Consider the following 26,619-nt stretch of genomic DNA (forward strand, 5'->3'; position numbering starts at 1 on the left):
CTTCGGATATCTGGGCATGGTGATGGCCATGGTCGCGATCGGTGCGGTCGGCTTCATCGTGTGGGCGCACCACATGTACACGACTGGTATCTCGCTCAACACCCAGCGCTATTTCGTCGCTGCAACGATGATCATCGCGGTTCCCACCGGCGTGAAGATCTTCTCGTGGATCGCCACGATGTGGGGTGGCTCGATGCGGTTCACCACGCCCATGCTCTGGGCCGTGGGCTTCATCTTCCTCTTTACCGTTGGTGGTGTGACGGGCGTCGTTTTGGCCAACGCCGGCGCCGACCGCGCGCTGCACGACACCTATTATGTGGTCGCCCACTTCCACTACGTGCTCTCGCTGGGCGCCGTCTTTACCATCTTTGCGGGCTGGTACTACTGGTTCCCCAAGATGTTCGGCGTGATGTACAACGAGTTGCTGGGCAAGCTGCACTTCTGGATCATGTTCGTTGGTGTGAACCTGATCTTCTTCCCGCAGCACTTCCTGGGTCTGGCGGGTATGCCGCGCCGCTATATCGACTACCCCGACAGCTATGCGCTGTGGAACAGCGTCTCGTCCTGGGGGTATCTCGTGACGCTGGTGGCAATGGGCGTGTTCTTCTTCTCGGTATTTGAGGCCTTTGCCAGAAAGCGCAAGGCCGCCGACAATCCCTGGGGCGAAGGCGCAACCACCCTGGAATGGACCTTGAGTTCGCCTCCGCCATTCCACCAGTTCGAGACCCTGCCGCGCTTCAAGTAAGCCCGGCGAAAGACCGAACCGAACATTGGCAACCCGGGAGACCGGGTTGCGCTTTGAATTGAACCCCGAGCCGGAACCTCACATTGGCTTACGCAGACGACAGCAACCCGACCACAACCGTCGATCTGGGCGGGCAGGTGGAAGACTATCTGGAGCTCTTAAAGCCCCGGGTGATGCAGCTTGTCGTCTTTACCGGCTTTGTGGGCATGCTGGTGGCGCCTGGTGGTATCAATCCGGTGATCGGGTTCATCGCCATATTGTGCATCGCAGTGGGGGCCGGTGCCTCGGGTGCGCTCAACATGTGGTACGATGCCGATATCGACGCCATCATGAGTCGCACGCTCAACCGCCCGATCCCTTCGGGCCGTGTCACGGGCGAAAACGCGCTGGTCTTTGGTGTCACGCTTGCCGGATTTTCCGTGGCAACGCTTGGTCTTGCCACAAACTGGCTGGCAGCCGGGCTTTTGGCGTTCACGATCTTCTTTTATGCCGTGATCTACACGATGTGGCTCAAGCGCTCGACGCCGCAGAACATTGTGATCGGCGGGGCGGCCGGCGCATTTCCGCCGATGATCGGTTGGGCGGCGGTCACGGGCAGCGTTTCCTGGGACTCACTGATTCTTTTCATGATCATCTTTTTGTGGACGCCGCCGCATTTCTGGGCGCTCGCACTCTACAAGAAGGGCGACTACGAGGCCGCCGGCATCCCGATGCTGCCCAATGTCGCGGGTGAGCGCGCCACCCAGAACCAGATCGTCATCTACACCGTCCTGCTCACGGCGATAGGGTTCGGTCCGGTCCTGACCGGCCTTGTGGGCTGGTTCTATGCCATTCCAGCCACAATTTTAGGCGTCGCGTTCTCTGTTCTGGCCGTTCGTCTGCGCTTTTCCGAAGGCGTCGAGATGAAACGGCGGGCCCGCGTCCTTTTCACCTATTCCCTGCTGTACCTGTTTGTGTTGTTCGTTGCGCTGCTGGCCGATGTGGGCCTGATCAGATGGTTTGGAGTGCTCTGATGACCGTCGAGCAGAATTTGACCGAACAACAGAGGGAAGCCTTCCTCAAGCGCCGCCGCAAGCGTTCAATCGCCATCGGCATCGTGCTGGCTGTTCTTGTCGCGATCTTTTACGCGATCACCATTGTCAATATCGGCCCTGAAGTCATGGTTCGGGAGCTCTAGACCATGGCATCGATCCATCACAATGCGGATCTGGGCGGCAACAAGAAGATGCTACGCTGGCTCGTCGGCATCCCCACGGTCATGCTCGCGCTCTCGTTTGCCTCCGTGCCGCTTTACAACATTTTCTGCAGTGTAACGGGTTATGGCGGAACCACCCAGGTGGCCGAGGAAAACGCCAAGGGCGTAATCGCTCGCGAAATGGCCGTTCGGTTCGATTCGACGATCGATCGCGGCATTCCGTTGCGCGTGGTGCCGGCCAGTGTCGAGACCAATGCGATCGGCACCATCTCCACGGTTACCTATCGCGCAACCAACCTGTCCGACGAACCGCTGCGCACGACGGCAAGCTTCAACGTGACGCCGGAAAACACGGGCATATATTTTAACAAGATCGAGTGTTTCTGCTTTACCGAGCAGGTTCTTGCGCCCAATGAAACCGTCGAGATGCCGGTGACCTATTTTATCGATCCCGACCTCGACGAAAATTCTGAATTGCGTACAATCCGCCAGATTACGCTGTCTTACACATTTCACGATTCCTAACGGGGGATAGACCCAACATGGCAGCCCATGCAAAGAACCATGACTACCATCTGGTAGATTTGAGCCCATGGCCGTTTATCGGCTCGTTTTCGGCCTTCTTCATGGCCGTCGGTGGCATCATGTGGATGCACGGTGGCGTGCCCTGGCTCTTTGCCGCAGGCCTCATTGGCGTGTTGGGCACAATGGCCTCCTGGTGGGCTGACGTCATCAAGGAAGCCAATACCGGCTACCACACCCCGGTGGTCCAGCTTCACCATCGCTACGGCATGATCCTGTTCATCGCCTCGGAAGTGATGTTCTTTGTTGCCTGGTTCTGGGCTTATTTCGAAGCTGCCTTCTACCCCGATGAAATCGCTCAGGTCGGCCGCGTTGCCTTTACCGGCGGCGTTTGGCCGCCGCAGGGCGTCGAAGTGTTCGATCCCTGGCATTTGCCGCTTTTCAATACGCTGGTTCTGCTGCTTTCGGGCACCACAGTCACCTGGGCGCACCACGCGCTGCTGGAAAATGATCGTGAGGGTCTCAAATGGGGCCTGATCCTGACCGTACTGCTCGGTGCCCTGTTCTCCACTGTCCAGGTTCTTGAATACACGCAGGCCCATTTCTCGTTCTCGGGAAACATTTATGGCGCCACCTTCTTCATGGCCACCGGTTTCCATGGCTTTCACGTGTTCATCGGAACCATCTTCCTGCTCGTCTGCCTGATCCGGGCCTATGCCGGCCAGTTCACGCCCAAGCAGCATCTCGGTTTCGAATTCGCTGCCTGGTACTGGCATTTCGTTGACGTGGTCTGGCTGTTCCTCTTTGCCTCGATCTACGTCTGGGGCTCATGGGGCGCGACCGTCGGCGGCCACTAACCTCTAAGGAAAGGCCGGGAGCGCTTGAAGCGGTCCCGGCATATCACATGGCTGAACATTCTGAGGGGCTTTCCCCACTCGCGACCGGACTTAGGGGCCGCTGTCCGCGTTGTGGCGAAGGCCATCTTTTTTCCGGCTTCCTCACAGTTGCCGAGAGCTGCGATGCCTGCGGGCTCGATTTTTCCTTCGCCGATAGCGGGGATGGTCCCGCTGTGCTCATCATGTTTCCGGTCGGCACCATCGTTATTGCAGGCTGGCTGATCACCGATGCGCTTTTCGGATGGCCGGCAGTCGCGCAATTGGCCATCTGGTTGCCCATGACCCTGATCCTGTCGCTGCTGATGCTGCGGCCCTTCAAGGGCGTGATGATAAACTTGCAATACAAGACCGGCGCTCGGCCCGGCGGTGAACTGGGCGAACGGGACGACGACTAGAGCGTGTCCAGCAAAAGTGGAAACGGTTTTGCGGTTCGGACACGCGACAAAGCAAGGGTTTAGAGCCAAGGATTTGATTCAATCAAATCCTGAACGGCTCTAGAGCGTGTCCAGCAAAAGTGGAAACGGTTTGAGCGATTCAGAGAGAAGCGAGAATGCTCAGATGGCCGATGCCAGCCAGACCCGGCCGCGTTGGGGTTTCACCCAGATCAGCTTCGTGGCGTTCATGGTCGGCCTGATGGGGCTGTTCATCGCGCTCGGAACATGGCAGGTCGAGCGCCTTGCGGAAAAGGAAGCCTTGATCGCGGCCGTCGAAACGCGCTTCGATCTTGCACCACAGCCATTCCCAGCGTCAGAGGACTGGGACGCGCTCGATCCGCAAGAGCTGGATTATGCACGGTTTGAGCTGACCGGCACCTTCGACAACTCCTATACGGTTTTGGTCTTTACCAATGTTCCCGATCCGGCAGGCCGCTATGGGGGCGTGGGCTACTGGGTAATGGCCCCCTTTTCGCTCGATGATGGTGGGATCGTCTGGATCAATCGGGGCTTCGTTCCCCAAGCTGCTGCCGCCGATTTTGCCGATGGCGGGGCCGCGCCCCAGGGGCGGGTAACTATCGAAGCGGTCGCGCGCCGGCCCGAACAGGCCAATAGCTTTACCCCTGAGCCCGATTTTGCCGAGGGACGTGAATGGGTCCGCAACCCGGAACGGCTCTCGGCTTTTCTCGATGATGCGGCCGGGCCGATAGCGCCGGTCACGCTCGACAGGGTCGCCGGTGAACCCGGCGAGTTGCCGCAGGGCGGCGAAACTCAGATTACCTTTCCCAACCGGCATCTTGAATATGCCGGCACCTGGTATCTGTTTGCCGTCATTACGCCGATCATGCTCGGCTTCTGGCTGTGGCGTCAGCGCCGGCCCAGAAATCTTGCTCATGAGGAAAAGGACAATTAGGGTGCATCCCGATGTCCAGGAGGGTGCTTCTTTAATGCAGTATGTCAGCACGCGCGGTCAGGCGCCCGCGCTCGGATTTTGTGACGTTGTGCTGGCCGGACTGGCGCGGGATGGCGGGCTTTATGTTCCCGCCGAATGGCCCCGATTTACCGCCGAGGAAATCCACAATTTCGGCAATCGCCCCTATCAGGATGTCGCCCTCGCCGTGATCTCCAAATTCGTGGGCGACGAAATCGATCAGGCCGATCTCAAGACCATGATCAAGTCAGCCTATGCCGGGTTCAATCATCCATCGGTCACGCCGCTGGTCGAACTCGAACCGGGGCACTTCGTTCTCGAGCTCTGGCATGGCCCGACGCTGGCCTTCAAGGACGTCGCGATGCAATTTCTGGCGCGGGTGATCGATCACATCCTCGGCCAGCGCGGCGAGCGGGCGACCATTGTTGGGGCAACCTCAGGTGACACCGGCTCGGCTGCCATAGAAGCCTTCCGCGGGCGCCAGAACACCGACATCTTTATCCTCCACCCCAAGGGGCGCACCTCGGAAATCCAGCGCCGCCAGATGACCACGGTGCTTGACGACAACGTATTCAACATCGCGCTCGAAGGCACGTTCGACGACTGTCAGGCCGTCGTTAAAGCCATGTTCAACGATTTCGCCTTCCGCGACGGCGCAAAATTGAGTGGCGTCAATTCGATCAATTGGGGCCGCATCGCCGCGCAAATCGTCTATTATTTCACCTCCGCGGTGGCGCTCGGTGCACCGCACCGCAAGATCACCTTCGTGGTTCCCACCGGCAATTTCGGCGATATCTTTGCCGGCTATGTCGCAAAGCGCATGGGCCTGCCCATCGAAAAACTGGTGATCGCCACCAATTCCAACGATATCCTGCGTCGGGCCGTTAAGGTCGGTCGCTATGACAAGCGCGGCGTTACGCAAACCGTCAGCCCCTCGATGGATATCGAAGTGTCATCGAACTTCGAGCGTTTGCTGTTCGAGGCTCTCGACCGCGATGGCGACAAGACGGCAGCGCTGTTTGCCTCGCTGGCCCAGTCCGGTGGATTTACCATCCCCGAACCGGCGCTCGATACGATCCGCGAGGAGTTCGGGACTGGTATGGCCGACGAGACCGCCACCAGGACGATCATTTCTGACGTTCTGGCCCACTCCAACTACCTTATCGACCCGCACACCGCCGTCGGCGTTGCCGTGGCGAGGGGGTTCAATTTCGGCCACACGCCGCTCGTCACACTTTCGACCGCCCATCCGGCCAAGTTCCCTGAAACGGTCGAGGCCGCAACCGGGCGCCATGCCGAACTGCCCGCGCACATGGCCGATCTGGGAACCCGCCAGGAGCGGTTCACGGTTCTGGCCAACGACGAAGTCATCGTGAAAGACTATATCCGCGCCAAGACACGCGCCTGGGAGGACTGATTTTGACGGTACGCACGACGACCCTCGATAATGGTATGACCGTTATCACCGACTCCATGCCCCATCTTGAAAGTGCGGCTATGGGCGTCTGGGTCAAGTCCGGTTCGCGCAGCGAGACCGAGCAGCAACACGGTGTTTCGCATCTTCTCGAACACATGGCCTTCAAGGGGACCACCCGGCGGTCGGCCCGAGAGATTGCCGAGACCATCGAATCGGTGGGCGGTGATATCAACGCGGCGACCTCGATCGAACATACAGGCTATTTCGCCCGCGTCCTCAAGGACGACGTGGCCCTTGCCGCCGATATCCTTGCCGACATCTTGCAGAATTCCGTTTTCGACGAAAACGAGCTGGCCCGCGAACAGCGCGTCATCTGCCAGGAAATCGGTGCCACCCACGACAATCCCGACGATCACGTCTTCGATCTGTTTCAGGAAGCAGCCTTTCCCGATCAGCCCATCGGGCGCACGATCCTGGGCACCGAAGGGTCTGTGCGCGGCTTCAGCGCCGACACCATCCGCGCCTATATGGACCAGCACTATGTGGGTGATCAGATGGTCATTTCGGCGGCCGGTCAGGTCAACCACGATGAACTGGTCGACCTCGCCAATGACCGCTTCCACCAGCTCAAACGTACCGGCGCTCCTACACCGGAAAAGGCCAACTATGTGGGAGGAGAGTTCAAGGAAATCTCCGACCACGAGCAGGCCCATATCGTGCTTGGACTGGAAGGACGCCCTTACAATTCCGACGGATTTTACGCTGCGCAGATCCTGTCCACCATCCTTGGCGGCGGCATGAGTTCGCGCTTGTTCCAGGAAGTGCGCGAGCGGCGGGGCCTGTGCTATTCGGTTTACGCGTTCCACTGGGCCTTTGCCGACAGCGGTGTGTTCGGCGTCGCAGCGGCAACGGGGGCCGAGGATGTCGAGGAACTCTTGCCCGTCATGCTCGAAGAGTTGCAGAAATCGACTCGCGACATCACCGATGCCGAGGTCAGCCGCGTCCGCGCGCAGATCAGGGCGGGTCTTTTGATGTCGCTCGAAAGCCCTTCCTCGCGGGCCGGTCAATTGGCGCGGCAACAGATTTTGTGGGGCCGACCCATTCCGCTCCAGGAAACGGTCGATCGCATCAACCGCATCGATGCCGAACGCGTGCGCCATGTCGCGGGCCAGATGTTTTCCCAGGCCAAGCCTTCTATCGCGGGCATCGGGCCGGTAAAGGGTATCCCTGACTATTCGCGCGTCGCGGACAGCTTCAAATAGGGGCCACCGCTCCATGTTTACCTTCGGGGCCATCCGCCAGACGACTCCGGAAATCCGCGGGGATGGTCTGGTCTTGCGCTCGCCGCGTCAGAATGACTATGAGGCTTGGCGCAAGCTGCGGCTTGACAGCCGGGCGTTTCTGGTTCCGTTCGAGCCGCGATGGTCCGAGGCCGAGCTTTCAAACCGCAGCTTTGCCGCACGCGTGCGCCGCAACCGCCGTGATGCTCTCTATGGCACCGAGTTTTCCCTGTTCATTTTCACCCAGCATGGGCGGCTTTCCACGCTAGTCGGGGGCATGACTCTGTCCAATGTCCGGCGCCGTGCTTTCCAGAATGTGACCCTTGGCTACTGGATGGGCGAACAATTCGCGGGCAAGGGCATTATGACGCGCTCGGTTGCCCTGATCTTGCCGTTTGTGTTCGACAGTTTGAACCTCCATCGCATCGAGGCGGCCTGCCTGCCCGATAACATGGCGTCGCGCCGGGTCCTTTCGGCCAACGGCTTTCGCGAAATCGGAATTGCCGAAAACTACCTTCAGATCAACGGGGAGTGGAGGGATCACATGCTGTTTGCACTCACCCGTGAGCATTACGACGATCTTGCCGGTTGAAACCCGCCTTCGCTTGATTGCCAAACGGCGATAAATCCCGCTACCACTGAATGTTGAATTAGGATCGTTGATTAATGACGTTTAAGCCCGTTCGTTCTCTCGTCTTTCTGACCGTGCTGTGTGCGGCACTGGCCGGGCTGGCGGGGCGAGCGATCGCGTTTGAAGTCGTCACGATTCCTGATGGGATCAACGCGGTCAATCTCGGCGCGGCGCTCGATGTTCTTCCCGGCGAGGATGGGCGCGTCCAGATCAGCACTGCCCCGGGCGAAGACGGAATTATCCGCCGCATCGAGATCGTTTCGATTACCGAAGGCGCCAATCCCAATTGGGCTGTCTTTGCGCTGCGCAATGAGAGCGACGTCCAGATCGAGCGATTGCTTGTTGCACCGTATTTTCGGCTTCCGGGTTCTGGCGTCTTTCATCCCGATCTCGGGTCGGCCCGCATAACCGCACTGACGCCCAGCCACGGTCTGCGGCCTGAGCGCGTTCCCGATTCGGAAGCCGATGTTTTTGATGTTGTGATCGATCCCGGCGCCACCGTCACACTGGTCGCTGAACTGCAGTCGGCAACGCTGCCCGAGCTATATCTCTGGGAGCCCGATGCCTATCGCGATTACAAGAATTCCTTCACGCTGTTCCGGGGCACCGTTCTGGGGATTTCGAGCCTTGCAGCGGTCTTTTTGACGATCATGTTCGTGGTCAAGGGCAGGGGCGTCTTTCCGGCCACTGCACTGCTGGCCTGGGCTGTGCTTGCCTATCTCCTCATCGATTTCGGCATATTCGGCCCGCTCATCGGTGTTTCCAACGCACTCATCCAGCCCTTCCGGGCGGCGGCGGAGGCCGCCCTTGCCACGACCCTGTTTGCGTTCCTGTTCATCTACCTCAACCTGCACCGATGGCATTTCAGGTTCACCCATGTCGCCATGGGGCTTTCGGCGGTTTTCCTGGCGCTCTTTGTCTATGCATTCTTTAACCCCGCCCTGGCTGCGGGCATCGCTCGGACATCGCTGGCCCTGATCGGGCTAGGGGGTCTGTTTCTGGTGCTGCTGCTCTCTATCCGCGGCTATGACCGGGCTGTTCTGCTGGTGCCAACGTGGGTGATCTATCTCGCCTGGCTGACCTACGCCTGGATGGTCGTTTCGGGACAGGTCTCCAATGACATCGCTCAATCCGCCGTTGCCGGTGGTCTGGTGCTGATCGTCATGCTGCTTGGCTTTACCGCTGTCCAGCACGCGTTTTCCGATGGGCAGGTCTCCATCGGCGCGTTGTCCGAGGTCGAACGCCGTGCGCTGGCCATGACGGGCTCGGGTGATTTCGTCTTTGACTGGAATATCGACCGTGACCGCGTGAACGTATCCGATGAACTCGCCATCCGGCTCGGCGAGCGTAAAGGTGCCCTGCGCGGCGCGATCAAGCGGTGGCTCGATCGTGTCCACCCCGAAGACCGTGACCGGTTCCGCACCGCGCTCGATACCCTGATCGAGCTCAAACGCGGCAAGGTCAATTCCGATATCCGCATATCGGGCTTTGACGGCAGCTTCCGCGCATTCCGTATGCGGGTCAAACCGGTGCTGGGCGGCGACGGCCAGGTCAACCGCATCGTGGGAACGCTTCAGGACGTGACCGACGAGCGCGCCGGGCGCGACCGGCTTTTGCACGACGCCATCCACGACAGCCTGACCGGCCTTCCCAACCGCCAGCTTTTTCTCGACCGGCTCGAGCGGGCGCTGTTGCGGTCGCGCGAATTCAGCGAAGTCAAACCGGCGGTCTTTCTTGTCGATCTCGACAAATTCACCGATATCGACGAGCGCATCGGCCACATGGCGGCCGACTCCCTGCTTCTTGCGGTTTCAAGACGCCTGTCTCGCCTGCTGCGGCCCCTTGATACTCTGGCGCGCATCTCCGGCGACCAGTTTGCCGTCGTTCTGCTCTCCGAGCAATCGGCCTCCAAGATCGCCGACATCGCCGAACAGATGCGCAAGGCCCTGCGCAACCCGTTCAATTTCGGTGATAGGGACATGACCCTGACCGCTTCGATCGGCATCACGATATATGACAACAAGCCCGTCAAAGCCGAGGATGTGCTGCGCGACGCCGAATTGGCCATGCACTACGCCAAGCGTCACGGCGGCGACCGGATCGAAGCCTTCCGCGCCGCAACACGCTCGATCGCCGTCTATGCACAGGCTCTTGAAGACGATCTCAAGGAGGCGCTGGAGCGCCGCGATCTCCAACTTCTTTATCAGCCCATCGTCGATATCCAGAACGACAATCGCATAGTGGGCGCCGAAGCGCTCATGCGCTGGAACCACCCCGAGCGCGGCCAGGTCAGCCCGTCTGCATTCATCCCGCTGGCCGAAAGGACCGGTCAGATCGAAAAGTTGGGGCGGCTGGCGTTTGAAGAAGCCGCCGAACAGACCCGCCAATGGATATCCGCCATCAAGCTGCCGGAAAGTTTCTTCGTCTCGGTCAATCTTTCGGCCGCACAGTTGACCAGCGAAACCCTGCTCAACGACATGAAGACGCTTGTCGCGCAGCACAAATCGGTGGCCGGGCACATGAAGCTCGAAATCACCGAAAGCCAGGTGATGGGCAATCCCGAACATGCCGTTTATATGCTCGAAGCCTTCAAGGAACTCGGGCTCGGGTTGGCACTCGATGATTTCGGGACCGGGTATTCCTCGCTCTCTTACCTGCATCGCTTCCCGTTCGATACGATCAAGCTGCCCGCACCTTTTGTGCAGATCCGCGATGACAGCGGTATTTCCCACACCCAGATTCCGATTATCAATTCAGTGGTTGGCCTGGCGCGCGAACTCGATCTGGCGCTGATCGCTGAAGGGGTGGAGACTGAGGACGAGATTGCCCGGCTCAAAAGCCTCAATTGCCGCTACGCACAGGGCTTTGCCTTCGGCGCGGCCATGCCCGGCGCCGAACTGCAGCGCCGGCTACAGGCGCAACTGGCCACCAAATAGCAAGACGACACGTGGAAATCCGCTATGCGTTGCCGGCAACGGGGCTGAGTGTGGCGCGGGTGACGCCCAGTGCCGCCAGCGCCGCTTCGTATTTCTTGCTCGCCGGCAGGGAAAACAGCAATTCCTTGGAGGGAGCCGCGGTCAGCCAGCCATTGGTCCGCAATTCGTTCTCGAGCTGGCCCGCGCTCCATTCGCAATAGCCCAGAGCCAGAAGGCTCGCATCGGGTCCCTTGCCCGACATCATGGCGCGAAGCACATCGAGCGTTGCCGTCAGGCACACATCGCCATCCACGGCAAAGGAATTGCCGTCACGGAAATAGTCCGAAGTGTGCAGGACAAATCCGCGGCTTGAATCGACAGGGCCGCCTTTGAAGACGCTCTGATGCAAAAGCCGTTCCGGGATGCGAATAGCATCGTCGCCGTCGTCTTCGAGATCGATCTCGGCAAGAACGTCGGAAAGGTGCATGTCATCCATTGGCTGGTTGACGACCAGCCCCATTGCGCCGTCTTCGCCATGCGCGACAAGATAGATTACCGCCTCGGCAAAACGCTCGTCGCCAATATCGGGCGTTGCGACGAGGAACTGTCCTTTGAGCGTGTCCATACCAACTCACTTTCTGTCCGCCGCCCGTTTATAAACGTAAAGCTTTCCGGCCGGGTTTCAAATCCCCAATGATCACGAAGCGATGATCGAACATCCCTTTCCCATGCCCCATTGCTCCACTAATGGTTTTTCCATGAAGAGTGTGATTGCCATATTTGCTGCCTTGTCCATCGCCGTGCCGTGCCTGGCCTCGGAAACCGAATGGGTCGAGGTCGCCCAGGACGTTTCGGTGCGGCTTGTTTCATCCGACACGCTCGGTGACGACGGCACCGTCTGGATGGGCCTCGAAATCGATATGCCCGCCGATACGAAGACGTATTGGCGTGTGCCGGGCGAAACCGGGCTACCCCTGGTTATCGAAACCGCAGGGTCGCGCCACATTCAGGGTGTCGAAATTGCATGGCCCTATCCCAAACGCGAGGTCGCCGAAGGCTATCTTGACCACGCATTTTACGGCCACGTCCTTTTCCCGCTCGCTGTCGCGGTTGACGGTGATGCCCCCATTCTCGTGGCCGATATCACAATGGGTGTCTGTTCCGATATCTGCGTGCCGGCCAATTTAAGCCTTGAGATCGCGCCCCCGCTCGATGCACCGGACGGCCCTAACGACTTCCGCATCAGACAGGCCCTGGCTGCCGTCCCGTTACCTCTCGACGGCGAGGGTATACTGGGAGCCGCCCGGTTTGACATGAAGGCCGAGGCGATGATCGTCGACCTGCTCGATCCCGGCTTCGACTACACCTCCATGATCGCCCATATCGCCGATTCGAACCTTGTTTTCGGCGAGCCTGAGATCGTGGAGCCTGGCCGTTTGTCCTTCGCCCTTCTTGGACGCGCCGGACCGGAAACTCTGCGCGATGCTTCTGCCCATTTCACCTTCGACAGCCAGGACGGACCCTTCGAGATCATCCGTCCGCTGCCCGGGAATTGACGATAGTCGCCCGATAGTGGGCAATGCGCCTTTGCCAGCCTCGACGCGGGTCGATAATTCTCCTATGACAGAAATGAATCGAGTGCACGCAGGCGCGGCCGGCCAACCTTAGTCTGGCCGTATTCGTCTTGTGTCTGTCTTAGTTATAGCTTGAGGACTTCCATGACGATCCAGCCCGGCCAGCCCATTGCTTCGGTGCCAGTAAAACACGTGACCGAAAGCGGCGTTGAAGATGCAACCAGCGCCGATATTCTGGGCACTGGCACCGTGGTGTTTTTCACCGTGCCGGGGGCCTTTACGCCAACCTGCCATCTCAACCATCTGCCCGGCTATCTCGCCGCCGCCGATCAGCTCAAGGCGGCAGGCGTGGACAAGATCGTTTGCGGTACGGTCAACGATCATCACGTGGTCAAGGCATGGGCGGAATCAACCGGGGCCCTTGGCACGATCGAATTTATCGCCGATGGTCTGGGTAAGCTTGCCAGCGCGCTCGGACTTGAACGCGACCTGTCCGGCGGTGGTCTCGGTATGCGCTTTAATCGCGCCTCGCTGTTGATCCGCAACGGAATGGTCGAGACTGTAAATGTCGAGGGCGCACCCGGTGAGGTTACAAGCTCGGGTGCACCGGCAATGCTCGAAGCGCTCAGGAGCTAACGGATTGGGAAGGACGGGGACGATGATGGGTTCGGTATTGCGTATGGCGGCGGGCACGGCATTGGCCGCGCTTCTGGCCGGATGTTCGATGGGTTCGATGTTCGGCGGTAGCGATGATGCGAGCTATGCCAATATCAACGCCAGTCAGACCCAGGTCGCCCAGGCGGCCAGCGGTGCCCTGCCGGCCATTGCCACCGAATGTCCACCGATCCGCATACGCGAGGGTGCTGAATTTTACCGGACCTATGCCGGTAATCGCACTTCGGACTCCACGGCCCTGCGCTATCAGGGTGTGATCGATCGCGTGTCGCGCAACTGCGTTGTGTCGAACGGCGTTATAACCGTCCAGATGGGTGCCGTCGGCCGTGTGATCGTCGGGCCGTCGGGCGGCGAGGGCAACATCACGATGCCCCTGCGCTTTGCGGTGCAGCGTGACGGACTGGCAGTCTTTTCCCAGCGCTATGACGTCGCTGTCGCGGCCAGCCCCTCGAGCGCCAACGAATTCAGCCAGACGGTGGAAAATGTGGCCATTCCCTATGTGGGCGGCGAGCAGATCACCATTTTCGTGGGCTTTGATAACTAGAGCGTTGACGGGGCCGGGACTTTCTTCCATGGTCCGGCCATCAGCGGGAGAGATCCTGGCCATCGAGCCGGGACGCCGAAGGAGCAACCGCCCCGGAAACTCTCAGGTACAAGGGACCGCTGAGCCCAAGCACCTTGCCTCAAGGCAAAGCGATTGGGCGAAAGAGGTTGGACCCAACCTGCGCCAGGCAGGTTGAGGATCGGCCAGAACTCTGGAAAGCGGAAGCGCAGGCTTCCCACCGACGGGTGTAGCCGGGTCTTGTGGCAAGCAAGCCGCCCGGGAAATCTCTCAGGTTGACCGACAGAGGGGGCACTACGTTACGATGCATTTCCAATGCGTCGTTGTGTGGTGCCGTCCATCGTGTAACCCGGAGAGACCGATATGGCCGCAGAGGCCCAGACCGACCTACTCAAAACGGCGCTTTATGACCGCCATGTCGCTGCCGGCGGCAGGATGGTCGAATTTGGCGGCTACGCGCTGCCCGTCCAATATGCCGGGATCGTTGCCGAGCACAATCATACACGGCAAGCCGCGAGCCTGTTTGATGTCTCGCACATGGGCCAGGTCGTCATAACAGGTCCCGACCACAATTCGACAATCGCCGCACTCGAAGCCCTCACGCCCGCCGATCTGGCGTCCCTCGCTCCCGGCCAGATGCGCTATACAGTGCTGCTTAATGACGAGGGTGGCATTGAGGACGACCTTATCATCACCCGCCCCGCCGAGGGTCAGGAGCCAGATGGGGTGATGTATATGGTGGTCAATGCGGCCCGCAAGCACCACGACCTCGAATTCATCCGCGCCAAGGCGCCCGCAGACGTAACGTTCGACCTGCGTGATGATATTGCGCTCATCGCGCTGCAGGGCCCCCGTGCCGCCGAAGTGCTTGCCGAGCATTCAGACATCACCGGAAAGCTCGGCTTCATGCAGGCCGGCCCCGCCGTGGTCGGCGGTATTTCCGTCAACGTCTCGCGTTCGGGCTACACCGGCGAAGACGGTTTTGAGCTCTCGGTGACCAACCAGGACGCGCCAGCGCTGTTCGACCTGCTGGTTGCCGATCCGCTGGTTGAACCGGCCGGACTTGGCGCACGCGACAGCCTGCGGCTCGAAGCCGGGCTTTGTCTTTACGGTCACGACATGACCGATACGATCGATCCGGTTTCTGCCAGCCTGCTGTTTGCCATCGGCAAGCGCCGCCGGACCGAAGGCGGCTTTACCGGCGCCGATGCCGTCCTTGAGCGCCTTGCCAAGGGCGCCGATGACAAACGTGTGGGCATCCGCTTCGAGGGTCGCCAGCCTGTCCGAGAGGGCGCTGAGCTTGTCGATGCGAGCGGCACGGTCATCGGCAAGATCACCTCGGGCACCTTCGCTCCTACGGCACAGGCGTCGATAGCCATGGGCTATGTGCCCGCCGACATCGCCAAAGAAGGCGAGCCCGTCACCGCAATGGTGCGCAGCAAGCCCATCGTCGGCACAATCGCCAAAATGCCTTTCGTTCCACAGCGCTATTACCGCAAACCGACCTGATCCAGAGGGGACCTCACCATGACCACCCGCTATACAACCGACCATGAATATGTCCGCACCGAAGGCAAGATCGGCGCGGTCGGCATTTCCAGCTTCGCCCAGGAGCAGCTTGGCGACATCGTGTTCGTCGAATTGCCCGCAGTTGGCGCCAGCTTCAAGAAGGGCGAAGAAGTCGCCGTCGTTGAATCGGTCAAGGCCGCTTCGGAAATCTATGCGCCGGTTTCCGGAACCGTGACCGAGATCAACGACGCCCTCTCCGATGAGCCCGGTCTTATCAATACCGACCCTGCCGCCGGCGGCTGGATCTTCAAGCTCGAATTGTCCGACGAAGCCGAACTCGAAGGCCTCATGGACGAAGCCGCCTACGCCGATCACACGGCCTGACCCTTTTTGATCTGAACCGGAGCCGCGATGCGCTATCTCCCCCATTCCGCCGCTGACCGCCAGCACATGCTGGCCACGATCGGTGCGTCTTCCATCGATGATCTGTTCGCCGCCGTGCCTGAATCGGTCCTTGGCACCTTCAGCCCGGATCTGCCCGATCACCAGCCAGAATTTGCCGTCGAAGCGCATATGCGCGGGCTGGCGAAAGCCAACCATGCCGCAGGCGATGGCCCGTTCTTTGTCGGCGCAGGCGCCTATCGCCATCACGTTCCGGCCACTGTCGATCATCTGATCCAGCGTTCGGAATGGCTCACCGCCTATACGCCCTACCAGCCTGAGATTTCTCAGGGCACGCTCCAGATGCTCTTTGAGTTCCAGACCCAGGTCGCAAACCTGACCGGCATGGATGTGGCCAACGCCTCGATGTATGACGGCTCGACGGCCACGGCCGAGGCCGTTCTGATGGCGCGGCGCATCACCAGAAAGAACAAGGTTTTCCTCTCGGGCGGCCTGCATCCGCAATACCGCGACACCGTCGTCACCTACCTCTCGGGAGAAGAAGGGCTCGAATGCCTCGCGCCGTCGCCCGAAGGGCAGGGCGATATTGTCGACCATATCGATGACGATACCGCCGCCATTGTCATTCAGACCCCCGATTTCTACGGCCACCTCCGCAATGTCTCGGCGTTGGCCGAAGCCGCCCATGCAAAGGGCGCTCTGCTGATCGTCGTCGTCACCGAAATCATCTCGCTGGGCCTTCTCGAAGCACCGGGCGCCCTCGGCGCCGACATTGTAGTTGCCGAGGGTCAATCGCTGGGCAACCCGCTGACCTTTGGTGGTCCCTATGTCGGACTTCTGGCCTGCCGCGAGAAATTCGTGCGCCAGATGCCGGGCCGGTTGTGCGGCGAAACGATCGATGCCGATGGCGAGCGCGGGTTCGTCCTGACGCTCTCGACCCGCGAACAGCACATCCGCCGCGAAAAGGCGACGTCCAACATCTGCACCAATTCCGGTCTGTGCGCGCTAGCCTTCACCATTCATCTCTCGCTCTTGGGCGAAAGAGGACTGACCCGGCTTGCAAAGCTCAATCATTCGCGCGCCGTTGCGCTGGCCGATGCATTGGCAGCGGCGGGGATCTCTGTTCTCAACACATCCTTTTTCAACGAAATGACCGTGCGATTGCCATCGCCTGCGGCCCCTGTGGTCGAAGCTCTGGCGGCCAAGGGCATCCTCGCCGGCCTGCCGGTTTCGCGGCTCGAGCCGGGCAAGCCTGACGTGGAGGATCTTCTGATCCTCGCCGCGACAGAGCTAACGACCGACGCCGATATCTCCGCGCTTGTCGAAGCACTGAAGGGAGAAATTGCATGAGCATGAACACCCAGGGCCGCCCAACCACTCCCACTGCCGCAATGGGCTCCGCCGGTTCAGGGCCAGCCGCTTTGCTCCCCGCCGAACCGCTTCTCTTCGAGATCGGCGACCGTGACCATTCCGGTGTCGACCTGCCCGATGTCGAGGTCTCCGACGACCGCCTCGGCGGCCTGCGCCGCAAGAGCGAGCTTGATCTTCCCGGGCTCACCGAACCCGAAGCCATGCGCCACTATGTGCGCCTTTCGCGCCGCAATTACTCCATCGATTCGGGCATGTATCCGCTCGGCTCGTGCACCATGAAGCACAATCCTCGGCTCAACGAAAAAATGGCGCGGCTGCCGGGATTTGCCGATATCCATCCGCTCCAGCCTGTCTCGACAGTGCAGGGTGCCCTCGGCGTCATGGAGCAACTCAGCCATTGGTTGATGGAACTGACCAACACCGCCGCGGTAGCGCTCTCGCCCAAGGCCGGCGCGCATGGCGAACTCTGCGGCATGATGGCCATCAAGGCCGCCCATGAGGCAAAAGGGCAGGGGCACCGCAAGATCGTGCTCGTGCCCGAAAGCGCCCACGGCACCAACCCGGCAACTGCCGCTTTCCTCGGCTACTCGGTTAAATCCATCGATGCCAATGAACACGGCACGGTCGATGTCGAAGCCGTCAAGGCGGCGCTCGGCGATGACGTCGCGGCCATCATGCTGACCAATCCCAACACCTGCGGTCTGTTCGAATCCCAGATCATCGAGATCGCGGCGGCCGTTCATGACGCTGGTGCCTATTTCTACTGTGATGGCGCCAATTTCAACGCCATCATGGGCGTTGTGCGGCCGGGCGATCTGGGTATCGACGCCATGCACATCAACTTGCACAAGACCTTTTCGACGCCTCACGGCGGCGGCGGACCGGGCGCCGGCCCCGTCGTGCTGTCAGAAGCTCTTGCACCATTCGCGCCGGTTCCATTCCTGCGCAAGGATGGGGAAAAGATCGGGCTGGTCGAGCACGTCGAGGGCGATGCCTTCGGGCGCCTGACGGCTTTCCACGGCCAGATGGGCATGTATGTGCGGGCCTTGACCTATATGCTCAGCCATGGCGCCGACGGACTGGCGCAAGCGGCGCGTGACGCGGTGCTCAACGCCAACTATCTCAAGGCGCGTCTCGAAGATCTGTTCTCGGCACCCTTCAACGGACAGCCGGTCATGCACGAAGTGCTGTTTGATGATTCCTTTCTCAAGGGAACGGGTGTCTCCACGCTCGATTTCGCCAAGGCGATGATCGACGAGGGGTTCCACCCCATGACCATGTATTTCCCCCTTGTCGTGCATGGCGCCATGCTGATCGAGCCCACCGAAAGCGAGTCGCTTCAGACCCTTGATGCGTTCGTTGCCACAATGCGGGAACTGGCGGAAGACGCCCGTGCCGGCAATGCGGAACGGTTCACATCGGCACCGATGCGGGCCCCGCTGCGCCGGCTGGACGAGACCCGCGCAGCCCGCCAGCCACGCCTGAAATGGAGCCCGCCGGACGACAGTCTCCAGGCTGCGCAATAGCAATCGCGCCTCTCCGCCGACGGCGGGGAGGCAAAAACACCTTTGATCGGCACGCCAAACCCCTTAAACTTCGACGGTACTAGTCGGAGGGCGTCAATGTCGAATATGAACCCCCACGTGCTTGAAACCTTCCGGTTTCAGGCCGAGGCCTGCCGAAGTCTGGGCTCCCCATTCACCGCCACTGTGTGTGACCTGCTAGCCGAACGGCTGACCGATTCGTCGCGTTTTGGTGCGCGGATATTGAACTGGCCCGATTCGGCCCGGGCCGATGCCATCGCCCTGCGCGCCACTGGGGCGCTCCACGCCCTGGTCCGGTCAGGCAATGCCCGCGAACTCGCTTCGCTCTATCCGCCATTGGAAGCCAGGCCCGATCAGCTTTGGGAAGCCGTTGAGAAGGCGATCGAAAAGCACGACGATTTCCTGCACGATTTTCTCGACAGCCCGCCCCAGACCAACGAGGTCATGCGTTCGTCCGCTCTGCTCGGCATGGCCCTGCGGCTTGCAGAAAGGCTGAAAATGCCTTTGGCGCTCTACGAGATCGGCGCCAGCGCCGGGCTGAACCTTGCTTTCGATACCTATCATTATGCCCTCGGCAACGATCGCGAATGGGGCGACAGCAATGCGCTCGTCAATATCGAGAGTGAATGGCGCGGCCATATTCCCTCGCTCGAAACCGAGCTTGAGATCGCAAGCCGCCAGGGCTGCGACCGCAACCCGCTCGACCCGCATTCGCCCGAAAGCGTCGAGCGCCAGCTTGCCTATATCTGGGCCGACCAGCACAATCGCATCGGTCGTGTTTCGGCCGCCTTGTCGGCCGCCGCGTCCCGGCCCTATGACGTCGAGCGGGCCGACGCAGCCGACTGGGTCGCCTCAAAACTGGCCGAAACGCCCCAGTCGGGAGTGGCGCGGGTATTTTTCCACACCATCGTTTGGCAATATCTACCCAAGCCCGTCAAGGATCGGATCACCGAGACGTTTGAATTGGCCGGCGCGAACGCGACCGCCGACACTCCGCTTGTCTGGATGTATATGGAAGCCGAGGGCCATGCCGCCGGTGCGGTGCTCAAGCAGACCGTCTGGCCGGGCGGGGAAAAAGAAACCGTCGGACTGTCCGATTATCACGGTCGCTGGGTCGACTGGACATAAAAAACGGCCTCGGAGCACCTCCGGGGCCGCTTTCAAATGGCAGGACCAGGCTTAATCGAGCGCGGCAACAGCGATGATTTCCACCCGCAGATTGGGCGACGCCAGGCGGGCCTCATAACAGGCGCGGGCCGGCGGATTGGCCGGATCGATCCATCTGTCATAAACCGAATTCATGGCTGCAAAATCGGCGATGTTGGTCAGCAGCACCTGTACTGACAGCACCTTGGATTTGCTCGTTCCTGCCTCGGCCAGCAGGGCATCCATCTTCTCGAGCACCTGGGCGGTCTGGGTTTCGATGGTGGCGAATTCATCCTTGGCCACCTGACCGGCGAGATACAGCGTATTGCCGTGCTTGACGGCCTGGCTCATGCGCGGGCCGGAATGAAGGCGTTCAATGGTCATCGGGTTTCTCCTTGTGGTCCTGATACAAAAACGGGCCCCGTGGGGCCCGCAAAATCGGTCTGATGCATTGGCTCAATTGAGCCGGCTGGCCACGTCCTTGATCGACTGATCGACAAGCGCGCCGCCGTTGTCCTTGACCTGATCGGCAAGGATGAGGCGGGCGGCCTCGATGGCCACATCGGCGGAGCGGGCGCGAACATCGGCAAGCGCCTGCGCCTCTGCCTGGGCAATCTTGTCTTCCACAGCCTTGGTGCGGCGGGCGACCATGTCTTCAAGCGCGGTTTCGGCCTCGGCCGTCATGCGTTCTGCTTCGTCCTGCGCGGCCGCAACGATCTCTTCGGCTTCGCTTTCGGCGGCCTTGCGCTTGCGCTCATATTCGGCCAGCAACGCCTGTGCTTCCTCACGCAGACGCTTGGCTTCGTCCAGATCGGATTCGATCTTGGCGATGCGGCTGTCGAGCGCCTTGGTAACGAAGGCCGGGACCTTGAAATAGATCACGATCCCGAAAAAGATGAGGAGAGCGATAAAGGCCCAGAATGTGGCATCGAGTTCCATGTCGGGCTACTCCTTGCTGGCCTTGGCAACCGCATCGCGGGCCGCCTTGACGGGCACTTTGCCGATGAGCTGGGCGACGACCGCCTGTGCGGTATCCGCGGCGATTTCGTCGACATGTCCCATCGCTTCGGCCTTGGTCGCAGCAATCCGCTCTTCGGCCGATGCGACCTTCTTGGCGAGATTGGCTTCGACCTTGGACCGGGCCGTGTCGAGCTTGGTCTTGTTCTCGGCGCGGGCGGCTTCGGCAATGCTGTGAGCATTCGAGCGCGCCTCGGCGAGTGCTGCCTCATAGGAAGCGATAGCCTGATCGGTTTTCTGGCGCAGGCGCTCGGCTTCGGCCAGATCGCCTTCGATCCGGTCGCGGCGTTCCTCGAGGATTTCGCCGATCCGCGGCAGCGCCAGCTTTTTCATGACGAAATAAAGCGCGGCAAAAGTAATGGCCAGCCACAACAGCTGGGAAGGGAATGTCGTCGCGTCGAACGGGGGAAACACGCCTGAGACGTGCTCTCCGCCATCCGCACCGACCACTTCATGGGTTTCGCCGTCCGGAGATTCTTCGAGCGAAATGATGTGGTCTTCGAGCGGCTCGACGGCCTCCTCGAGTGCGGTTTCCTGTGCCTGGACCTGGCTAATCATGCGCTATCCGCCAATTGAAAAGTCTGGTGTGCCGGCCAATGCCGGCACATGGCAAGGCAGCCGAAGCGTGCTCCGGCCGCCTTCAAATATTCTGTTGCGGAAATTAGACCGCGAACAGGAGCAGAAGGGCAACCAGGAACGAGAAGATGCCCAGAGCTTCGGTCACAGCGAAACCGAAGATGAGGTTACCCGACTGGCTGGGAGCAGCCGACGGGTTGCGCAGTGCACCCGACAGGAAGTTCCCGAAGATGTTGGCCACGCCAATGGCGGCGCCGGCCATACCGAAACATGCAATGCCTGCACCGATGTACTTTGCGGCTTCAGCTTCCATTTTGTGATCCTTTCAAAGCCTTGAAACTTAACGGAGTCTAGTGGAGATCAATGCGAAGGGTGGATCGCATCGTTGAGATACATGGAGGTCAGCACGGCAAAGACATAAGCCTGAACCGCCGACACCATGAATTCGAGAGCTGTGAGCGCCACGCCCATGATGAGCGGCAGCACGGCACCTGCGATGCCTACGGCCCCCAGGGACGCAAGCGAAACGACAAAGCCGGTGAACACCTTGAGCGTGATGTGGCCGGCCAGCATGTTGCCGAACAGACGAACCGAGAGCGAAATCGGACGCGAGAGGAACGAGATGACCTCGATCGGCGTCACGATGGGAATGATATAGCCCGGCACGCCCGAAGGCACGAAAAGTTTGAGGAATTTAGGACCGTTCTTGATGAACCCGTAGGCCACCACAACGGTCATTACCAGCATCGCCAGTGCGAAGGTCACGATGATCTGGCTCGTGAATGTATAGAAATATGGGATCATGCCGAACATGTTCCCGATAAAGATAAACGTGAACAGCGAGAACACGAAGGGGAAGAATTTCATCCCTTCCGAACCCGCGCCACTTCGCACCATATTGGCCACGAATTCGTACGCCATCTCACTGGTCAGCTGCCAGCGATTGGGAACAAGCCCACGTCCGCGCGTCGACAGGATGAGATAGGCGCAGATCGTGATGGTGGTCAGCACCATAAACAGCGAGGAATTCGTAAACGAGAGCGTGATGCCGCTCCCCTCGGTGCCGTCGCCGCCGATGGTCCCGAAGGTGAAGATGTCATAGATGACAAATTGGTGAATCGGATCGTTCGCCAAGGTTCTAAAGCCCCTATCTCGCCCTTCAGTCCACACTATCCGCATCATCAGATGCGGTTTTATCTGCATTCAGCTCTGCCACTACACGAGTGACATTCACAATTCCAGCGGCAAAGCCCACCATGAACATGATGAGCAGCGCCCAGGGGCTGGTCCCTGCGAAAAAATCGATCAGGTATCCAATACCCGACCCCACAAGGATAGCCGCAACAAACTCGGCGCCAATGCGCAAACCACGCGCCAGCGTCGACATGTCGCCCTGCCGGGATGCTTGCTGACTGCCATTGGCAGCCGCGCGCGCTTCCTGAGCCTTCCTGATCCGCGCCGCCAGTTCGGATGTCTCCGATTGACGCGGGGAGGTCCCGTTTCCAGCCGGTTTGTCGTCGGGATTGGTCACTTCAAAACCACCGCTCCAGCCCAGCCGGACACCCGGCAAGAGGGTGCCTTCAAAGTCGCGCGCACCATAGTTGCGGCTCCCCGAGGTGTCAAGCTACGGTCGTTGTCAAAAAAATACAGAAAATCAAATGCTTAACCGATATGCGAGGGGGTGCGGCATCCCGTCAACTCTTCCATTGTGGTAAGACAATGACGAGGCGGGGGATTCTTCCTATGGATCAGGCTGCGGTGGCGAACCCCAACAGGCCGCCAACGATTGCGATGTCGGTCATCAACTCGCCTCGAGAAAGGTTTCGGCGGTGCGCAGATCGACGGACACGAGCTGGCTGACCCCGCGTTCGGGCATGGTGACCCCGAACAGCCGATCCATGCGCGCCATTGTGATGGGGTTGTGGGTAATGACCACGAAACGTGTGTCGGTGCGCTGGCGCATCGATTCCAGAAGGTTACAGAACCGCTCCACATTGGCATCGTCGAGTGGCGCATCCACCTCGTCGAGCACGCAGATGGGCGCTGGGTTGGTCAGGAACACCGCAAAGATCAGGCTCATTGCGGTCAGCGCCTGCTCACCGCCCGAAAGCAGCGTCATGGTCTGAGGCTTCTTGCCCGGCGGCTTGGCGATGATCTCGAGTCCCGCCTGCAGCGGATCGTCGCTTTCAACGAATGTCAGTTCCGCCGTGCCACCACCGAACAATGTGGTGAACAGGTCGCGGAAATGGGTGTTGACCTTTTCGAATGCTTCGTTGAGCCGGGCACGACCCTCGCGGTTGAGGTTGGAAATGCCGGTGCGCAGCTTGGCGATCGCTGCGATCAGATCCTCGCGGTCGGCCACCATCTTGTCGAGCTTGTCCTGAACCTCCTCGGCCTCCTGCTCGGCCATAAGGTTAACCCCACCCAGCCGTTCGCGCTCGGCCTTGAGCCGATCGACCCGGGCCTCGGTGGCTGCCTCTTCGGGCAGGGCAGCTTCGGGCCTGATCCCGGCGGCCTCTGCTGTCCGGTCTGCGGAAATTCCCAGTGTTTCTGCGATCTGGCGCTCGATCTGCTGGCGGGTTGCGATGTTGCCCTTGAGCCGCTCTTCCACGCGCGCCATTTCCGCGCGGGTGTCGGCCAGCCCCTCGGCAGCCAGCCGCGCGGCCTTGTCTGCCTCGCGAAATGCGCTTTGGGCTTCGTTCAACTTGTCCGAAGCCCGCTTGCGGGCATATTCTGCGTCTTCAATCTGGTCTTCGAGTTCGGCACGCTTGAGATCGAACGCGTCAGGTGTCGCGTTAAGCTCCGAGATCTGTGCTTCGATTTCGCCCTTGCGGCGCTCGAGCGTTTCGATCTGGCTTTGCGCGCCGGCCCGTCGCCGTTGCCAGCTTTCCAGCTCCTGCCCGATTCGCGATAGCCGCGAAGTGCGCATCTGCGAGGCGCTTTCGAACCCGGCCAGCCGCACACGCGCCTGCTCGGCGGCTTCGCGCAGATTGGCCAGTGCCCGTTGGCGCGTCTCGGCCTCACGCACTGCATCGCCCTCGGCCCCCAGTTCTTCCAGCGCCGCCTGGGCCTCCTCGGCGATGGCCACCGCCTCGGCGAGATTGTCCTCGATCCGCGCCTGCGATTCAGCTAGTGCGCTGCGCCGTGCGGCCAATTCTGCCAGGTTTTTCTGGGCCGAATCGACGCCGGCCTGTGCCGTTGCAATGCCGCGCTGCGCCTCCCGCCAGGCGCTGCGCCGTGCCGTTTCAGCCTCGCGGGCGGTCTCGACCCGTGTCCGCAGATTGGAGATTTTGCTCTGCGCCTCGTTCCGCGCACCGCGCAGCCCGGTGATTTCGCTGTCGAGTTCGGCAAGCCGGTTGCGCTGGGCGAGCCTTTGCGCCGCCGCGCTGGGGGCGTCGGGCTTGGCGACGAATCCATCCCAGCGCCACAACCCGCCATCGGCGCTGACCAGCCGCTGCCCGGGCTTGAGCAGGGCCATCAGCCGTTCGCCGTCCTCTGCGCTATCGACAATTCCGATCTGGTCGAGACGGCGCTTGAGCAAAGGCGTGCCCGAAACCTGGCTCGACAACGCGACCACGCCGTCGGGCAGCGCCGGATCATCTGGTCCCGCACTTTCGGTCCAGTAGAGCGGGGCTGCATTGTCGTCGGAAGCCTCCAGATCGTCGCCCAGCGCCGCCCCGAGCGCCGTTTCCATCCCCGGCGCCACCCGCAGCGCATCGACAATGGCCGGCCACAGCGAACCGCCATCGACGTTGAGCACGCGGGCCAGCGTTTCCGCCTCGCTTTCGAGCCGGTTGAGTCTGCCTTCGATATCGGCCAGTTGCGGCTGGGCCCCTTCAAACGCCGCGACCGCCTCGGTGGTTTCGATCTCGGCCGTTTCCACCTCCGCCTCTGCGATGGCGAATGCTTCCAGAATCTCGTCGAGCCTCGCCTGGCGCTCGCCAACCGTGTGATCTGCCGCAAGACTCTCTTGGAGGGCCGCTACATCGCGGGCAATGTCGGACTGCTGGGCTTGCAGCCTGCCAACGCGCTGGCTGGCCTCTTCGGCGGCTCTGGTGGCCTGCGCGCGTTGAGCGCGTATCGCGGCAACCGCGTCTGCCGCCGAGCGGGCCGCGGCTTCGGCCTCATCGAGCGCTGCTCGGGCCTCGTCAGCCTGCGCACGAGCCATTTCACTCGCTTCACTTTCCGCTTCCGCCGCTTCGGCCAACTCGAGCCGTTCGCCTTCGAGCGTCTCGATCAACCCCTCGCTGTCCCCGATCAGCGCCGTCTCGCGTGCAATGTCGGTATCGATCTGTTTGAGCCGGTCATCGAGTTCGGCCCGGCGCGAATTGGCGCGTCGCAATTCGTCCTCGAGCTGGCTGCGCAGGATGGTCAGCCGCTGCAACGCCGCTCCCGCCGCCGCATCGGCATCGCGCAACGGCTGGAGTTCGGCATCCATTGTCTCGACAAGCTTTTTTGCCTGATGTTCGAGGTGCGACGCGTCGGCCAGCTGGCTGACGAGCCGGCCCTGCTGGGCTTCGGTCTCTTTCTCGGCATAGCGGGTCTTGACCCAGCGAATATGATAGAGCGTGGCCTCGGCCCGCCGTATGTCGCCTGAAAGAGCCCTGTAGCGTGTCGCTTGCCGTGCCTGACGCTTGAGCGTTTCAAGCTGCACCTCGACCTGGGCAATGATGTCGTCGACCCGCTCAAGGTTCTGTTCGGCAGCCCGCAAACGCAACTCGGCTTCGTGCCGGCGCGAATGCAGGCCCGAAATCCCCGCAGCCTCTTCCAGCAGCGCCCTGCGCTGGGTTGGCTTGGCGGCAATAAGCTCGCCGATCTGGCCCTGCCGCACAAGGGCAGGGGAATGTGCCCCGGTCGAAGCATCGGCAAACATCAACTGCACATCGCGCGCCCGCACGTCGCGCCCGTTTATGCGATAGACCGAACCCTGCTCTCGCTCGATGCGCCGGGAAATCTCTATGGTGTCGGCCGTGTTGAAGGCCTGCGGCGCCGTGCGGTCGGAATTGTCGAGAACGACGGTGACTTCCGCCGAGTTGCGGGCCGGGCGATTGCCCGAGCCCGAAAAAATGACGTCATCCATCCCCGAGGCACGCATGGCCTTGTATGAGCTTTCGCCCATCACCCAGCGCAGGGCCTCGACGAGGTTGGATTTGCCGCATCCATTCGGTCCCACGACCCCGGTGATTCCGGGTTCGAGAACCAGTTCGACAGGGTCGGTGAAGGATTTGAAGCCTAGGAGCTTGAGGCGCGAAAATTTCATTCCGCGCCTCGAAAAAG

General features: G+C 60.8%; 27 protein-coding genes and 2 riboswitches. Of the genes, 19 read left to right on the forward strand and 8 right to left on the reverse strand.

The features are described from left to right. The 11 genes from AACZ55_RS05240 to AACZ55_RS05290 form a co-directional block, all read left to right on the forward strand. On the forward strand, window positions 1-745 hold a 745-nt coding region (locus tag AACZ55_RS05240; RefSeq protein ID WP_339643871.1), incomplete at its 5' end, for a cbb3-type cytochrome c oxidase subunit I. 83 nt (window positions 746-828) lie between these two features. Then, window positions 829-1,758, forward strand: coding sequence for a heme o synthase (locus AACZ55_RS05245; protein WP_339643873.1), 930 nt, complete (start codon window positions 829-831; stop codon window positions 1,756-1,758). Then, complete coding sequence (locus AACZ55_RS05250; RefSeq protein WP_338607574.1) at window positions 1,758-1,922, forward strand: hypothetical protein; 165 nt, start codon at window positions 1,758-1,760, stop codon at window positions 1,920-1,922. The genes AACZ55_RS05245 and AACZ55_RS05250 overlap by 1 nt, the downstream gene beginning before the upstream one ends. Before the next feature lie 3 nt (window positions 1,923-1,925). Continuing rightward, a complete protein-coding gene (locus tag AACZ55_RS05255) occupies window positions 1,926-2,465 on the forward strand; it encodes a cytochrome c oxidase assembly protein (protein ID WP_338607573.1) in 540 nt (179 codons plus the stop codon). A 17-nt stretch (window positions 2,466-2,482) separates the two neighbouring features. Next, entirely contained in the window at window positions 2,483-3,319 is an 837-nt protein-coding gene (locus AACZ55_RS05260) for a cytochrome c oxidase subunit 3 (RefSeq protein WP_338607572.1), read from the forward strand. A gap of 47 nt (window positions 3,320-3,366) precedes the next feature. Beyond that, entirely contained in the window at window positions 3,367-3,753 is a 387-nt protein-coding gene (locus AACZ55_RS05265; protein WP_339643878.1) for a DUF983 domain-containing protein, read from the forward strand. 130 nt (window positions 3,754-3,883) lie between these two features. Further along, entirely contained in the window at window positions 3,884-4,705 is an 822-nt protein-coding gene (locus AACZ55_RS05270; RefSeq protein ID WP_339643881.1) for an SURF1 family protein, read from the forward strand. Between the two features lie 34 nt (window positions 4,706-4,739). Beyond that, window positions 4,740-6,140: a threonine synthase gene (gene thrC / locus AACZ55_RS05275; RefSeq protein ID WP_339643883.1), complete on the forward strand. Its 1,401-nt coding sequence runs from the start codon at window positions 4,740-4,742 to the stop codon at window positions 6,138-6,140. 2 nt (window positions 6,141-6,142) lie between these two features. Then, window positions 6,143-7,402 carry a pitrilysin family protein gene (locus tag AACZ55_RS05280; RefSeq protein ID WP_339643886.1) on the forward strand — a complete coding sequence of 420 codons (1,260 nt, stop codon included), beginning with the start codon at window positions 6,143-6,145 and terminating at the stop codon, window positions 7,400-7,402. 13 nt (window positions 7,403-7,415) lie between these two features. Continuing rightward, the gene (locus AACZ55_RS05285; RefSeq protein ID WP_338607567.1) at window positions 7,416-8,012 is read left to right on the forward strand and encodes a GNAT family protein; all 597 of its coding nucleotides are present in this window, start codon (window positions 7,416-7,418) and stop codon (window positions 8,010-8,012) included. Between the two features lie 74 nt (window positions 8,013-8,086). Beyond that, the gene (locus AACZ55_RS05290) at window positions 8,087-10,987 is read left to right on the forward strand and encodes an EAL domain-containing protein (protein ID WP_339643889.1); all 2,901 of its coding nucleotides are present in this window, start codon (window positions 8,087-8,089) and stop codon (window positions 10,985-10,987) included. A gap of 22 nt (window positions 10,988-11,009) precedes the next feature. Here the strand turns inward: AACZ55_RS05290 and AACZ55_RS05295 are convergent, their stop codons facing one another. Continuing rightward, window positions 11,010-11,591, reverse strand: coding sequence for a YqgE/AlgH family protein (locus AACZ55_RS05295; RefSeq protein WP_338607565.1), 582 nt, complete (start codon window positions 11,589-11,591; stop codon window positions 11,010-11,012). 133 nt (window positions 11,592-11,724) lie between these two features. Between AACZ55_RS05295 and AACZ55_RS05300 the strand changes: the two genes are divergently transcribed. The 8 genes from AACZ55_RS05300 (at window position 11,725) to AACZ55_RS05335 (ending at window position 19,731) form a co-directional block, all read left to right on the forward strand. Next, complete coding sequence (locus tag AACZ55_RS05300) at window positions 11,725-12,522, forward strand: protein-disulfide reductase DsbD domain-containing protein (protein ID WP_339643892.1); 798 nt, start codon at window positions 11,725-11,727, stop codon at window positions 12,520-12,522. A 162-nt stretch (window positions 12,523-12,684) separates the two neighbouring features. Further along, window positions 12,685-13,176: a redoxin family protein gene (locus AACZ55_RS05305; protein ID WP_338607563.1), complete on the forward strand. Its 492-nt coding sequence runs from the start codon at window positions 12,685-12,687 to the stop codon at window positions 13,174-13,176. A gap of 22 nt (window positions 13,177-13,198) precedes the next feature. Beyond that, window positions 13,199-13,759, forward strand: coding sequence for a hypothetical protein (locus AACZ55_RS05310; RefSeq protein WP_338607562.1), 561 nt, complete (start codon window positions 13,199-13,201; stop codon window positions 13,757-13,759). A 34-nt stretch (window positions 13,760-13,793) separates the two neighbouring features. Continuing rightward, window positions 13,794-13,888, forward strand: a riboswitch (glycine riboswitch). Window positions 13,889-13,960: 72 nt separating this feature from the next. Continuing rightward, window positions 13,961-14,073, forward strand: a riboswitch (glycine riboswitch). Between the two features lie 67 nt (window positions 14,074-14,140). Continuing rightward, the gene (gene gcvT, locus AACZ55_RS05315) at window positions 14,141-15,286 is read left to right on the forward strand and encodes a glycine cleavage system aminomethyltransferase GcvT (RefSeq protein ID WP_338607561.1); all 1,146 of its coding nucleotides are present in this window, start codon (window positions 14,141-14,143) and stop codon (window positions 15,284-15,286) included. An 18-nt stretch (window positions 15,287-15,304) separates the two neighbouring features. Beyond that, window positions 15,305-15,670 (forward strand): glycine cleavage system protein GcvH, encoded by a 366-nt coding sequence (gene gcvH, locus AACZ55_RS05320; protein WP_339643896.1) that lies wholly within the window; start codon window positions 15,305-15,307, stop codon window positions 15,668-15,670. 27 nt (window positions 15,671-15,697) lie between these two features. Then, on the forward strand, window positions 15,698-17,038 hold the full coding sequence (gene gcvPA / locus AACZ55_RS05325) for an aminomethyl-transferring glycine dehydrogenase subunit GcvPA (RefSeq protein ID WP_339643898.1): 1,341 nt from the start codon (window positions 15,698-15,700) through the stop codon (window positions 17,036-17,038). A gap of 41 nt (window positions 17,039-17,079) precedes the next feature. Continuing rightward, complete coding sequence (gene gcvPB / locus AACZ55_RS05330; RefSeq protein WP_339643943.1) at window positions 17,080-18,585, forward strand: aminomethyl-transferring glycine dehydrogenase subunit GcvPB; 1,506 nt, start codon at window positions 17,080-17,082, stop codon at window positions 18,583-18,585. A gap of 96 nt (window positions 18,586-18,681) precedes the next feature. Then, on the forward strand, window positions 18,682-19,731 hold the full coding sequence (locus AACZ55_RS05335) for a DUF2332 domain-containing protein (protein ID WP_338607558.1): 1,050 nt from the start codon (window positions 18,682-18,684) through the stop codon (window positions 19,729-19,731). Between the two features lie 51 nt (window positions 19,732-19,782). Here the strand turns inward: AACZ55_RS05335 and AACZ55_RS05340 are convergent, their stop codons facing one another. The 7 genes from AACZ55_RS05340 to AACZ55_RS05370 form a co-directional block, all read right to left on the reverse strand. Then, window positions 19,783-20,133, reverse strand: coding sequence for a RidA family protein (locus AACZ55_RS05340; RefSeq protein WP_339643901.1), 351 nt, complete (start codon window positions 20,131-20,133; stop codon window positions 19,783-19,785). 72 nt (window positions 20,134-20,205) lie between these two features. Further along, on the reverse strand, window positions 20,206-20,688 hold the full coding sequence (locus AACZ55_RS05345; protein ID WP_338607556.1) for an ATP F0F1 synthase subunit B: 483 nt from the start codon (window positions 20,686-20,688) through the stop codon (window positions 20,206-20,208). 6 nt (window positions 20,689-20,694) lie between these two features. After that, window positions 20,695-21,324 (reverse strand): F0F1 ATP synthase subunit B, encoded by a 630-nt coding sequence (locus AACZ55_RS05350; RefSeq protein ID WP_339643905.1) that lies wholly within the window; start codon window positions 21,322-21,324, stop codon window positions 20,695-20,697. Window positions 21,325-21,427: 103 nt separating this feature from the next. Further along, window positions 21,428-21,655, reverse strand: a complete 228-nt coding sequence (locus tag AACZ55_RS05355; protein ID WP_014129708.1) for a F0F1 ATP synthase subunit C — start codon at window positions 21,653-21,655, stop codon at window positions 21,428-21,430. A gap of 47 nt (window positions 21,656-21,702) precedes the next feature. Continuing rightward, the gene (locus AACZ55_RS05360) at window positions 21,703-22,476 is read right to left on the reverse strand and encodes a F0F1 ATP synthase subunit A (protein WP_264225147.1); all 774 of its coding nucleotides are present in this window, start codon (window positions 22,474-22,476) and stop codon (window positions 21,703-21,705) included. A gap of 25 nt (window positions 22,477-22,501) precedes the next feature. Next, entirely contained in the window at window positions 22,502-22,873 is a 372-nt protein-coding gene (locus AACZ55_RS05365) for an AtpZ/AtpI family protein (RefSeq protein ID WP_338607554.1), read from the reverse strand. Window positions 22,874-23,143: 270 nt separating this feature from the next. Continuing rightward, complete coding sequence (locus AACZ55_RS05370; RefSeq protein WP_339643910.1) at window positions 23,144-26,602, reverse strand: AAA family ATPase; 3,459 nt, start codon at window positions 26,600-26,602, stop codon at window positions 23,144-23,146. Window positions 26,603-26,619 lie beyond the last annotated feature (17 nt).

It is taken from the genome of uncultured Pelagibacterium sp. (assembly GCF_963972885.1).
Taxonomy (GTDB): domain Bacteria; phylum Pseudomonadota; class Alphaproteobacteria; order Rhizobiales; family Devosiaceae; genus Pelagibacterium; species Pelagibacterium nitratireducens.

Coding starts and splice junctions, on each gene's coding strand:
- AACZ55_RS05310 (WP_338607562.1), top strand. CDS start 13,199: ATGATGGGTTCGGTATTGCGTATGGCGGCGGGCACGGCATTGGCCGCG.
- AACZ55_RS05255 (WP_338607573.1), top strand. CDS start 1,926: ATGGCATCGATCCATCACAATGCGGATCTGGGCGGCAACAAGAAGATG.
- gcvH (WP_339643896.1), top strand. CDS start 15,305: ATGACCACCCGCTATACAACCGACCATGAATATGTCCGCACCGAAGGC.
- AACZ55_RS05305 (WP_338607563.1), top strand. CDS start 12,685: ATGACGATCCAGCCCGGCCAGCCCATTGCTTCGGTGCCAGTAAAACAC.
- AACZ55_RS05355 (WP_014129708.1), bottom strand. CDS start 21,655: ATGGAAGCTGAAGCCGCAAAGTACATCGGTGCAGGCATTGCATGTTTC.
- AACZ55_RS05295 (WP_338607565.1), bottom strand. CDS start 11,591: ATGGACACGCTCAAAGGACAGTTCCTCGTCGCAACGCCCGATATTGGC.
- AACZ55_RS05350 (WP_339643905.1), bottom strand. CDS start 21,324: ATGATTAGCCAGGTCCAGGCACAGGAAACCGCACTCGAGGAGGCCGTC.
- AACZ55_RS05285 (WP_338607567.1), top strand. CDS start 7,416: ATGTTTACCTTCGGGGCCATCCGCCAGACGACTCCGGAAATCCGCGGG.
- AACZ55_RS05250 (WP_338607574.1), top strand. CDS start 1,758: ATGACCGTCGAGCAGAATTTGACCGAACAACAGAGGGAAGCCTTCCTC.
- gcvPB (WP_339643943.1), top strand. CDS start 17,080: ATGGGCTCCGCCGGTTCAGGGCCAGCCGCTTTGCTCCCCGCCGAACCG.
- AACZ55_RS05260 (WP_338607572.1), top strand. CDS start 2,483: ATGGCAGCCCATGCAAAGAACCATGACTACCATCTGGTAGATTTGAGC.
- thrC (WP_339643883.1), top strand. CDS start 4,740: ATGCAGTATGTCAGCACGCGCGGTCAGGCGCCCGCGCTCGGATTTTGT.
- AACZ55_RS05290 (WP_339643889.1), top strand. CDS start 8,087: ATGACGTTTAAGCCCGTTCGTTCTCTCGTCTTTCTGACCGTGCTGTGT.
- AACZ55_RS05300 (WP_339643892.1), top strand. CDS start 11,725: ATGAAGAGTGTGATTGCCATATTTGCTGCCTTGTCCATCGCCGTGCCG.
- gcvPA (WP_339643898.1), top strand. CDS start 15,698: ATGCGCTATCTCCCCCATTCCGCCGCTGACCGCCAGCACATGCTGGCC.
- AACZ55_RS05345 (WP_338607556.1), bottom strand. CDS start 20,688: ATGGAACTCGATGCCACATTCTGGGCCTTTATCGCTCTCCTCATCTTT.
- gcvT (WP_338607561.1), top strand. CDS start 14,141: ATGGCCGCAGAGGCCCAGACCGACCTACTCAAAACGGCGCTTTATGAC.
- AACZ55_RS05265 (WP_339643878.1), top strand. CDS start 3,367: ATGGCTGAACATTCTGAGGGGCTTTCCCCACTCGCGACCGGACTTAGG.
- AACZ55_RS05335 (WP_338607558.1), top strand. CDS start 18,682: ATGTCGAATATGAACCCCCACGTGCTTGAAACCTTCCGGTTTCAGGCC.
- AACZ55_RS05340 (WP_339643901.1), bottom strand. CDS start 20,133: ATGACCATTGAACGCCTTCATTCCGGCCCGCGCATGAGCCAGGCCGTC.
- AACZ55_RS05370 (WP_339643910.1), bottom strand. CDS start 26,602: ATGAAATTTTCGCGCCTCAAGCTCCTAGGCTTCAAATCCTTCACCGAC.